The 9,524-nt window shown below is 31.9% G+C and carries 14 protein-coding genes; 5 read left to right on the forward strand and 9 right to left on the reverse strand.

Annotation, left to right across the window (positions count from 1 at the left end; translation table 11 throughout):
- Positions 1 to 157 precede the first annotated feature (157 nt).
- The 5 genes from ACTYA4_RS21850 to ACTYA4_RS21870 all read right to left on the reverse strand — a co-directional run bounded on the left by ACTYA4_RS21850 (position 158) and on the right by ACTYA4_RS21870 (position 2,668).
- Positions 158 to 442, reverse strand: a complete 285-nt coding sequence (locus ACTYA4_RS21850) for a hypothetical protein (RefSeq protein ID WP_443483664.1) — start codon at positions 440 to 442, stop codon at positions 158 to 160.
- Positions 443 to 728: 286 nt separating this feature from the next.
- On the reverse strand, positions 729 to 1,043 hold the full coding sequence (locus ACTYA4_RS21855) for a hypothetical protein (protein WP_443483663.1): 315 nt from the start codon (positions 1,041 to 1,043) through the stop codon (positions 729 to 731).
- 180 nt (positions 1,044 to 1,223) lie between these two features.
- Entirely contained in the window at positions 1,224 to 1,565 is a 342-nt protein-coding gene (locus ACTYA4_RS21860) for a hypothetical protein (RefSeq protein WP_443483662.1), read from the reverse strand.
- Positions 1,566 to 1,660: 95 nt separating this feature from the next.
- A complete protein-coding gene (locus tag ACTYA4_RS21865; RefSeq protein ID WP_443483661.1) occupies positions 1,661 to 2,134 on the reverse strand; it encodes a hypothetical protein in 474 nt (157 codons plus the stop codon).
- Positions 2,135 to 2,260: 126 nt separating this feature from the next.
- Positions 2,261 to 2,668, reverse strand: a complete 408-nt coding sequence (locus tag ACTYA4_RS21870) for a hypothetical protein (protein ID WP_443483660.1) — start codon at positions 2,666 to 2,668, stop codon at positions 2,261 to 2,263.
- Positions 2,669 to 2,776: 108 nt separating this feature from the next.
- Here ACTYA4_RS21870 and ACTYA4_RS21875 point away from each other — a divergent pair, with 108 nt between their 5' ends.
- The 3 genes from ACTYA4_RS21875 (at position 2,777) to ACTYA4_RS21885 (ending at position 4,140) form a co-directional block, all read left to right on the forward strand.
- On the forward strand, positions 2,777 to 3,289 hold the full coding sequence (locus ACTYA4_RS21875) for a GNAT family N-acetyltransferase (RefSeq protein WP_443483659.1): 513 nt from the start codon (positions 2,777 to 2,779) through the stop codon (positions 3,287 to 3,289).
- Positions 3,290 to 3,340: 51 nt separating this feature from the next.
- Positions 3,341 to 3,691, forward strand: a complete 351-nt coding sequence (locus ACTYA4_RS21880) for a hypothetical protein (RefSeq protein ID WP_443483658.1) — start codon at positions 3,341 to 3,343, stop codon at positions 3,689 to 3,691.
- A gap of 308 nt (positions 3,692 to 3,999) precedes the next feature.
- The gene (locus ACTYA4_RS21885; RefSeq protein ID WP_443483657.1) at positions 4,000 to 4,140 is read left to right on the forward strand and encodes a hypothetical protein; all 141 of its coding nucleotides are present in this window, start codon (positions 4,000 to 4,002) and stop codon (positions 4,138 to 4,140) included.
- Between the two features lie 111 nt (positions 4,141 to 4,251).
- Here the strand turns inward: ACTYA4_RS21885 and ACTYA4_RS21890 are convergent, their stop codons facing one another.
- Positions 4,252 to 4,848, reverse strand: coding sequence for a restriction endonuclease (locus ACTYA4_RS21890; RefSeq protein ID WP_443483656.1), 597 nt, complete (start codon positions 4,846 to 4,848; stop codon positions 4,252 to 4,254).
- A gap of 240 nt (positions 4,849 to 5,088) precedes the next feature.
- Here ACTYA4_RS21890 and ACTYA4_RS21895 point away from each other — a divergent pair, with 240 nt between their 5' ends.
- Positions 5,089 to 5,703: a DedA family protein gene (locus ACTYA4_RS21895; protein ID WP_443483655.1), complete on the forward strand. Its 615-nt coding sequence runs from the start codon at positions 5,089 to 5,091 to the stop codon at positions 5,701 to 5,703.
- 156 nt (positions 5,704 to 5,859) lie between these two features.
- Here the strand turns inward: ACTYA4_RS21895 and ACTYA4_RS21900 are convergent, their stop codons facing one another.
- From ACTYA4_RS21900 to desA, 3 genes are all read right to left on the reverse strand, one after another.
- Entirely contained in the window at positions 5,860 to 6,459 is a 600-nt protein-coding gene (locus tag ACTYA4_RS21900; protein WP_443483654.1) for a response regulator, read from the reverse strand.
- Positions 6,456 to 7,592, reverse strand: coding sequence for a sensor histidine kinase (locus ACTYA4_RS21905; protein WP_443483653.1), 1,137 nt, complete (start codon positions 7,590 to 7,592; stop codon positions 6,456 to 6,458). Before ACTYA4_RS21905 ends, ACTYA4_RS21900 begins: the two co-directional genes overlap by 4 nt.
- Positions 7,593 to 7,727: 135 nt before the next feature.
- A complete protein-coding gene (gene desA / locus ACTYA4_RS21910; RefSeq protein WP_443483652.1) occupies positions 7,728 to 8,759 on the reverse strand; it encodes a Delta(5) desaturase DesA in 1,032 nt (343 codons plus the stop codon).
- A 254-nt stretch (positions 8,760 to 9,013) separates the two neighbouring features.
- Between desA and ACTYA4_RS21915 the strand changes: the two genes are divergently transcribed.
- Complete coding sequence (locus ACTYA4_RS21915) at positions 9,014 to 9,403, forward strand: tautomerase family protein (RefSeq protein WP_443483651.1); 390 nt, start codon at positions 9,014 to 9,016, stop codon at positions 9,401 to 9,403.
- Positions 9,404 to 9,524 lie beyond the last annotated feature (121 nt).

Raw genomic sequence — 9,524 nt, forward strand, 5'->3', positions numbered from 1 at the left:
ACAGTTATAGAGATAACTCTATAACTGTTTTCGTTAATGAATTTATTGTTTTAGATTTATTTTCTTATGTATCTTTGATTGCTAAATTCTTGTCAATATTTCCATTCAATATTAATTCAAAGCACAAAAAAACTCCCTCAACGAGAGCCTTACTTCATTAACTAACATTATACTTTTTATTAATTTTCATAGCTAGTATTCCCAAAAATTCATTTATTGTCATATTCTCTACTTTATCTGAATACCAAGAAAGCCTTGCTCCCATATCTTTACCATCGTAACTAACTTCTAAAGGCATATAGCCACTCATTCTTGAAGTTAGAGTATAATCGAACTCAATAATTAATACTTTACCTTCAGGTGTTTCTAGTTTAACTTTGTACCTTGGATGTGTGTACTCGGGTTTATACTTAACACCTTTAATCTTAGCTTTAATTTTCATTATTGGTTCTCCTTATAGTGTGTCTAAATACTATTATACCTTATGTAAGCAGGGAATAGACACTTAAAAGTGATAATATATTTAATTTTTATTGGAATACTCTACAACAGCAGTTGTTGTCAGGCACCATCGATGGACATATGTCCATCAAAAAAGACAGTTCCTAGCATTCATATAACATATTATCAGGGGATGAACGTTTGCGTCCGTGGAATTTGAATTCCAACCGCAATACTGTTTCCCCCCTTTACTTGTCTGGATCTCACTATCAGTTGCCTTCTAACCGTTATTCCTTAAAGTCTTTCATAACATCCACAAATGCATTTCGGTTATCATTAATAATTTTATCTAACTTATCCAATAGATCATTGAAATCTTTCTCACCTAATTGGTCTTTCATAAAGTACTGATAAAAGAGCATAAACGCGTATGCGATACCGGTATTATCTACATAAACTATACCGTTTCCACTATGCTTGATACTTGCGTTTCCATTTTCGTTTTTAATGTCAGTATGCAAATACTTCTCAAAATGTTTCTTAAGTGACTCTTGCACCATTTTATCAACTATGTCTTGTAAATTTTGATTTTTAGGATCCATAAGATACTCCTTCCTTTTTTTACATTAATTACTCTATGTAAAATAAATCTAATGAGTATAGTCTTTATCACTAAAAAAAGGAATTGTATTTTAATACTTGCAAAAAAAAGGAAGCGGAGAGAAAAGCTAGTCCAATAAGATTGCATAATACTCTCTTATTAAACCAGCTCTTCTTAATAGTTATTCTTCTTCTACTTTAGCTTTTGCAAAAACTTTAGCGTTACCACTGTCCTTAACATAAGAGTTACCATTATAAACATGAACGTGCGTTTTATTTTCGCCTTCTACATCACTTTCAACTTCTGATTCGGATTCACTCTTAGCTTTGTTCTTGTTTTTTAGTTCGGCTTCGTTTTCATTTTCGTTTTTGTTTTTTAGTTCGGTTTCGTTTTCGTTTTTGTTTTTTTGTTCAGCTTCGTTTTCATTTTCGTTTTTGTTTTTGTTTTCATTTTCTAGTTTGAAGATGTGTTTTGCAATAATAAGAGCAAGATCTTCTAAGCTAATTAAACTTTTATCAGTCATATGTTTTCCCCCCTTTCTCTTTTGATACTACATCATATTAAGAGGGGATCATTTTGTATAGTGTGGTTGCTCTGCGTCATAAGCATATTTTAAAATTAAAGTTTTACAAAGTTATTTCCGCTTTTTTCGATAATGGATTGTCCATTATTACTTGTCACTTCGAAATGGTGATTTGATATTCTTCCTATCCTTTCAAAGGATTGTTGTTCATAACTTTCTTTAGGTTCTTTTTCCTCTTTTAGTTGATTATGACCTTCAGTAACCTCTTGACTGAATAAGGAGGGTTTAAGCGTTGTTTTTTCATTGAGGGGTTGACTATTTCCAGCAGTAATTTCTTTTATATTAAGTGCTATTGGCAGAGGAGATTCCTTACGTACATCTTTTTGAATTTTATCAAAACTTGGTTGTTTATTAAGAGGATTTTCAGCTTTATCATTGTTTGTTTTTTTATCATTAATAGTCCAGTCTATTGATATTGAAAATCTCAATAGACTGAAAGGATCAATAATTTTTAGGAATCCTTCTAAATTATTGCCTTTTAAACATCCCTTGCTTATATTCTTCTCCATTAAATCACCTTTTCTAGTTTTTTATAATCACTTTATGCTGTTGTCCTTTTTAAGTGCGAATATATTTAAAAAAGGTCTTAATGAGTTTGATATGCAGTTGAACAAGGGGTAGCAGTAAGGTTATAATCAGAATTCCGCATAAGCTCCTCCTGGTAATGAAACCAAAAGAAACTCATTGGCTCCTTTTAATTGCCAGCCTTCGTAATAACTGCTATCGTGAAACAACTCTAAAATTATATTATTTTCAAACTCTACAACTAAATCCGAAATGTTCTCATAGTGTTGGATACTGATTATTTTCTTTCCTTTTATGTGTTTTTCGAGCGTTTTATACGATAGTGTACTAGACGATTTAATACAATCAGAATACCCAACTGCAATTTGATTAGAACTCAGCAATCGCCAAGGGCATTCAATGATTAATATCCCTTTTTCAAACAAAACGCCTAATTTAAGACCGACTTCAGACTTTACTTCAACAACCTTTTGTCCATTAAAGTCGGTAAAGTCTATATTACTCCATTTTCTAAACATATTTATCCCCACTCAATTAATCAATTTTAATCCTACGCTTTAAATCATCAGTTCTTTTAAAATAAATGGTATACTAATAAATAATATTGTGTAAAGAGAGTGATAGAAATGATCAGAACTATTAAAGAAAATGATTTACCTGATATTCTAGAGATATATAATGATGCGATTATCAACACGACAGCAATTTATGATTATACCCCACATTCCATTGAAGATCGAAAAGCATGGTATCAGCAAAAAATCGATGGAGGTTATCCGATTATCGTATTTGAAGAAGACAATAAAGTCATTGGTTTTGCTACTTTTGGACCATTTAGAGCTTTTCCTGCCTATAAATACACGATCGAACATTCCGTCTATGTACATAATGATGCACGTAAAAAAGGAATCGGCACGATGTTATTAAAAGCGCTAATAAACCTTGCCGAGAAGCAAGCCTATGCAACATTAGTTGCTGGAATCGATGCGGAAAATGAAAAAAGTATTATCGTACATGAGAAGTTAGGTTTTTATCATGCTGGAACAATCAAAAGAGCAGGATATAAATTCGGAAAATGGCTGGATCTTGCATTTTACCAATTAGATCTTAAAGGACCCGAAAACCCAGTGGAAAAATAAACCATTAGTTTTTATTAAGCAAAGATTAGCACAATCATGCAGGGGGATTCGATGATATTAGCAATTGGCATCGTTTATTTTAATCATAAAATAAAGAATGCATCTAACTATAAAAAACTAACCACAACTAAAATAAATAAATTAAAAAATAACTTTGATGATAAATTTGAAGTTTTATCTATTTCCGAACCATTTGAAGATTCTGGGGATTATTTTGTACGAGTTACTTGTTCCTTTCATATTCATATGGCTGAAAACTATTATAGAAAAAGTGTAGATGATTATGTAGGACAGGTTTTCCCAACACTTAGAGAGAGACTTCCTGCTAAAGTGATTTCCACTCAAGTTCACCACTTATCTAAAGTTTCCGATTTTCGAAACAAACGCGTTAAAACCATGTAATAGTTGCTAAGCTGGAGGGAGGAAAAATAATAATCTTTATCATGCATCATGATTTCTAAAAACAGATATAGATAATGATTATTACCACAAATAATCTTTTCCATTTCGTAATACTATAGAAGGAGCAAAAAATGAATTACGTAATAATCTCTTTATATTTAGTGATTGTACTCTTTCTTATACTTTTCTTTTTCTTTAGAAAATTATCGAAAAAAATTTCGTTGCATTTTGTTTGGTTATTTTTTGCGATTGTTTCCGTAGTAGGAATGATCTATAAAACGTTTTCAAAGTAAGCGGGAGGTTAGAATATGAGATTCAAACCTAAAAAGAAAAAAGATAAAGCACGAGAACAAAAATGGGAACTAATTGACATTGGTTTCGACTTTCTCGAACCTCTATACTTATTCGTACGTTTTATTATTCGTTCTATTGTGAAGATGATTAATTAAATCACCATTTTCCAATTTACATGGAAATCAATTATTTTTCTATAAATTTTTTGAAGATGCAAAAGGAAAAAGCAAGCCAATTTTTTCTTTATTGGCTTGCTTTTTCTACTTTCATGTATATTCTGGTGTCATTTTTTTGATTTCTTGTTCTGCATTGGAAAGACTAGTTATCCAAAGTTCTACTAAACGGACCCCATCAATTAATTCGATGTTTAATTCTTTGGCATATTCTTTGGCTGAACTTGTAAAAGAACCCGTTGTTATTACATAACCACCCTTTGCATTTCGTTTGATTATATTAGAATGAATAAGCGCAATAGGTTCAAACGATAAATCCCCTTGACAACACTTTACTTGACCTAAAAATAATTCACCGTTTACGGTATGTTCAAAGTCTACTCCAAAATCGCCAGAAGCAGGCGATACCCAAGTAGATCCACCTTTTGTTTTCTCTAAAATACTCGCTGCAAACAATTCAAACTCAATCGGACTTTCTTTAATATAGTTAATAGAAAATTTTTTTGCCTGTTCTTCTTCTTTTTTAAACCTTAAATATACCCCCATTGCCAACGTCTTTTTGATTTCTTCACTCGCATCAATTTGACTAGTTATTAATGAAAGTTTATAATTATCGTGCCTTTTTGTTAAAAAATAATGTATAAACGCACTAACGATTAATATGGCTGCAATCAACTCAATATAAAACATTTTTTCACCTCTATTTATAAGGATGAACCATTTTATGCTTCATATACTATTTTTCCAAAATTATAATTCTCTTTACAAATCATTGCAATTCCCGTGATGGGAGTAAATTTTCATATCAAATCTTGCCTTTTCGCAAAGGAAAATATTTCACATATTGTTCAATTTGTATTAGTATCAGTAGGTAGGCATATTAAATGTTTTACAAAGTAGTATTCGTATGTATCGTTAGGAGTGTGTTGAATGGAAAATTGGATTACAAATACTATGGAGGAATTTGGGTACTTCGGCATTTTTTTGCTTATCATGTTAGAAAACCTCTTTCCTCCAATTCCATCTGAAGTTATTTTAACATTTGGTGGATTTATGACGACTTATACTAGTCTCACTGTTTTTGGGGTGGTCGTTGTTTCAACTATTGGTTCCGTTGTTGGTGCTGTTATTTTATATTGGGTTGGGACGCTGCTCGACATGAATAGAATGGAAAAGATTATTAATAGATGGGGACATATATTAAGGCTTTCAACAGAAGATATATATAAAGCGAATGATTGGTTTGCTAAATTTGGAAACTGGACCGTCTTTTTTTGCAGATTCATTCCATTAATTCGAAGTTTAATTTCTTTGCCTGCAGGAATGGCACGAATGAATTTCGGCATCTTTTTATTATTAACAACTCTAGGAACACTTATTTGGAATTTTATTTTAATAAAAATCGGCGTAATGGTTGGCGGTTCATGGGAGAATATCGTGCAATATATGGATGTATATTCTAATTTTGTTTATGCTATCATCGCTGTCGCTATAATCGTTATTATTATACTATTTATTCGAAAAAGACTGCTTAAAGCTAAATAATGAAGTAAGGAAACAAGATATATTACAAAAATTGTATAAATCACATGCAAGTTTTGTTTTAAATTAGGACTTTTACATTTAACTAATTTATGGATATTAGGAATTTATGATCTATAACTTTGAAAAACTACCAGTTATCACCACCTAAAGGGACGGTTATTTAAACCATCCCTTCTCTTTAAACCTCGATATCGCTTCAATTCGATTTTTCACTTCTAATTTCTCTAAAATCATGCTTATATAATTGCGCACCGTACCTGTTTTGATAGAAAGCTCGTCAGCGATCTCTTTTGTATTTTTTCCATCTGCAACAAGAATAAGCACCTCTTTTTCCCGATCTGTAAGTGGGTTTTCTTCCTTATAAACATCATCAATCAACTCTGGAGCATAAATCCGTTTACCACTCATCACACTGCGAATGCTGCTTGCTAATTCTTCACTTGGACTATCCTTTAATAAATAGCCGCTTACACCTGCTTTTAATGCACGCTGAAAATAGCCAGAACGGGCAAATGTTGTTAAAATAATCACTTTACTTTGTTCCGTTTTCAACTCCTCAGCAGCGTCGAGTCCTGTTTTTCCTGGCATTTCAATATCCATGATACATATATCCGGTTGGAGTTTTTTGACGAGTTCGATTGCTTCTGCTCCATTGTTTGCTTTACCTATAACCTTCATATCCTCTTCAAGGTCAAGCAATGAACCTAAAGCGCCTAAAAGCATGCGCTGATCCTCTGCTATTACAATGGTAATCATACGAACTCCTCCTTTTCTATTTGCTTTACATCCTTTGGAACTTTTATTTTTAAAAGGGTGCCTTTTGATGAAACTAGTTCTAAGCTTCCATTTACAAATTCTAAACGTTCACGCATTCCTATTAAGCCATGGCCTTTGGAAAAATCTTTCTCTGTTACAACAGATAATCCATTATCCTGTATGAGTAATAGTATCTCAGTAGATGTTTCTTCAACTTTTACTGTGCAAGTAGTGGCACCACTATGTTTTACTATATTGGTTACCCCTTCTTTTAAACACATACTCAATATATTTTCAGCGATGGAAGACACTTTTGTAAGCTGAAACTCTTCATCATAATTAAACTGTATTTCTGCTGCTTGGAGAATTTGTTTAACAAGCAGCATTTCCTCTTTTAATTTAATTCCTCTCATTTGCGAAACCATTTTTCTTACTTCATTCAAGGCTGTTCGAGCCGTTTGTTGAACATCCTTTAATTCAGAACGGGCTTTTTCAGGATCTTTATTAATCAATTTTTTCGCTAAATCTGCTTTTAGTCCGATTAGAGAAAGTTTTTGTCCTAAAGTATCATGCAAATCACGAGCAATCCGCTGTCGTTCTTGTAATTTCCCGAGTTCGGAAATCCGTTTATTTGCATCTTCCAGCTTCTCCTCTAATTGTCCTCTTTCTTTACGATTATAAATCGTTAAAGGCAGGAGAATGACACCAAACCAAATAATCAACACAAAAGGCAGCTGATTATATAATAATTCATCATGCATGATTATTTTTAAATTTATCGCAACAGACATTAACACTAAATGGACAATATATAAAATCAAAAAAGGGATCTTTTTCTTTATATTGCCGATAAAATAAGATAAGAAAAAGGCAAAATAGACGTAGCTATATAGATAAGTCGCTGTGACAGAAATGGATATTAACAACGGTGTCCATATGTAAATAGTCCAGCTTTTTGCTGTATATGCTAGTCGATAAAATAAAAAGAACATCGTAGTTAAAATAATGCCTATGATAACATCCAATGTGGAAGAAGCGTGAAAAATGAAATAAAAGGGCAGTATGGTAAGAAGTGTCCAAATATACGGGGAAATCCCTGTACTTTTTTGCAACACTTTCAGTTTTTTAATCATAATTACCTCATTAATTTTAAAATATATTTCTTATTATTCATCATAACATAAACAAACAGCAATGCTTTAAAAGGCAAGTATGAAAAATAATTAAACTTGCCTAAACGGATCACTATTTGTTTATTTATATTCTATTTAAACTTCGGGTTTAGTAGAAACCTTCGTCAGAGATTGATGAATCTGTTTTAAATCAGAGAATGGAATGAATTGTTTCTTACCTTCATCCCATAAATGGAATTTTAATGAACGCAAGCTTGTTGTTAATGTTACTGTTGGAACATTTTGCAATGGTGCTGTATTCTTATGAACTTCTTCTAACAAATAATTCGGTACTCTTGGACTTAAATGATGAACATGGTGGTAGCCAATATTGCCAGTTAGCCATTGCATCCATTTTGGAAGCTTATAAAAGGAACTGCCTTCCACAGCTGCTTTTACATAATCCCAATCTTTATCTTCTTCAAAATAAGTATCTTCAAATGTATGCTGCACATAAAATAACCAAACACCAATACTTCCGGAGATTAAGAAAATCGGTAATTGAACAAGTAAAAAAGGTTCCCATCCTAGCGTAGTGACGAGCATTACAACAAGTAAAACGATGGCGATATTCGTAAAATACGTATTAGCACGTTCTTTCCAGCGAGCATCTTTTCTATTAAAGCGGTTCATGATTAAAAATTCGTAAATAGGTCCCAATATAAACATAATAAAAGGATTACGATATAAACGATATTTTAGTTTAGTAATTAAAGAAGCCTGTAAATACTCCTCTACGGTCATCATCCATAAATCTCCCACTCCACGCTTATCTAAATTGCTGCTTGTTGCGTGATGAATGGAATGACTGTGCTGCCATTTATTATATGGAAACATTGTAAGAATACCAGTTATCATCCCTAATATTTTATTGGCACGGCGGTTTTTGAAAAACGAGAAGTGACAGCAGTCATGAAATATGATAAAAATTCGCGTCAGAAAACCTGCTGCAAAAATAGTAAGTGTAAAAGTTAATAAATAAGAAATGGATAAGCTTTTATAAGCAAGAAACCATAGCAGAAAAAATGGTAAAATAGTATTTACAATTTGCCATATGCTATTTTTTGTTGTTGACTTTTCATAAGGAGCAATCGCTTTACGCAAATGCTTAAGATTTTGGATATTCATATTATATATTCCCCTTTTTTCATCATTGTCTCTATTTTAAAAAAAGGGATGCTTTTTTTGCAGACATACATGTCATGTACACTATATGACAAATGTCATGTGGGAATCTATTAAGGTTTAATTTTCATAGCATACTTGAGATCCCCAACAAGTTTTTCGGTTTTTTTGAATATTATTCCTTTTAACCCATTAATTATAAGTTCAGAATTAACAATGTACACATTATCAAAAAAAGAAAGGTGCGATCCGTTGTAATGGCTCAAATTAAAATTTATGGTTTTAAAGACCGATTAAATTCAATTAAGGAGAAACTATCAAATGTCATTCACTCTTGTATTGTAGAAGCATTTAAGTACCCATTAGATAAGAAAGTCCAGCGTTTTTTCCCAATGGACAAAGACAATTTTTGTTTGGAAATTGACAGAACGGAAGCATATACTATTATTGAAATCAGCGTATTTGAAGGTCGAACAGTCCAAGCTAAAAAACAATTGATACATCTGCTTTTTGACCGGATAAGCAGTGAGTTTCATATATCTCCTAAGGATATTGAAATTACCATTTTTGAGACACCAAAACATAATTGGGGAATTAGAGGATTATCCGGAGACGAATTAAAATTAAATTATGAAGTGAATATATAATATTAGAAAAATTTTTATATTGATTCAAAAGTACATTTCATTTGAATGTAGTCTGCACTTTTCATAAACACAATTATATAAGTGCAGACTACATTTTTTTCTTAGGCTCTTTTCGTATAGA

This window comes from Niallia yueguangensis (assembly GCF_052663115.1).

Excerpts from the sequence above, each read along its gene's own strand:
- ACTYA4_RS21880 (WP_443483658.1), top strand. The coding sequence starts at position 3,341 with ATGATATTAGCAATTGGCATCGTTTATTTTAATCATAAAATAAAGAAT.
- ACTYA4_RS21870 (WP_443483660.1), bottom strand. The coding sequence starts at position 2,668 with ATGTTTAGAAAATGGAGTAATATAGACTTTACCGACTTTAATGGACAA.
- ACTYA4_RS21900 (WP_443483654.1), bottom strand. The coding sequence starts at position 6,459 with ATGATTACCATTGTAATAGCAGAGGATCAGCGCATGCTTTTAGGCGCT.
- ACTYA4_RS21865 (WP_443483661.1), bottom strand. The coding sequence starts at position 2,134 with ATGGAGAAGAATATAAGCAAGGGATGTTTAAAAGGCAATAATTTAGAA.
- ACTYA4_RS21905 (WP_443483653.1), bottom strand. The coding sequence starts at position 7,592 with ATGATTAAAAAACTGAAAGTGTTGCAAAAAAGTACAGGGATTTCCCCG.
- ACTYA4_RS21855 (WP_443483663.1), bottom strand. The coding sequence starts at position 1,043 with ATGGATCCTAAAAATCAAAATTTACAAGACATAGTTGATAAAATGGTG.
- desA (WP_443483652.1), bottom strand. The coding sequence starts at position 8,759 with ATGAATATCCAAAATCTTAAGCATTTGCGTAAAGCGATTGCTCCTTAT.
- ACTYA4_RS21850 (WP_443483664.1), bottom strand. The coding sequence starts at position 442 with ATGAAAATTAAAGCTAAGATTAAAGGTGTTAAGTATAAACCCGAGTAC.
- ACTYA4_RS21895 (WP_443483655.1), top strand. The coding sequence starts at position 5,089 with ATGGAAAATTGGATTACAAATACTATGGAGGAATTTGGGTACTTCGGC.
- ACTYA4_RS21860 (WP_443483662.1), bottom strand. The coding sequence starts at position 1,565 with ATGACTGATAAAAGTTTAATTAGCTTAGAAGATCTTGCTCTTATTATT.
- ACTYA4_RS21875 (WP_443483659.1), top strand. The coding sequence starts at position 2,777 with ATGATCAGAACTATTAAAGAAAATGATTTACCTGATATTCTAGAGATA.
- ACTYA4_RS21890 (WP_443483656.1), bottom strand. The coding sequence starts at position 4,848 with ATGTTTTATATTGAGTTGATTGCAGCCATATTAATCGTTAGTGCGTTT.
- ACTYA4_RS21915 (WP_443483651.1), top strand. The coding sequence starts at position 9,014 with ATGGCTCAAATTAAAATTTATGGTTTTAAAGACCGATTAAATTCAATT.
- ACTYA4_RS21885 (WP_443483657.1), top strand. The coding sequence starts at position 4,000 with ATGAGATTCAAACCTAAAAAGAAAAAAGATAAAGCACGAGAACAAAAA.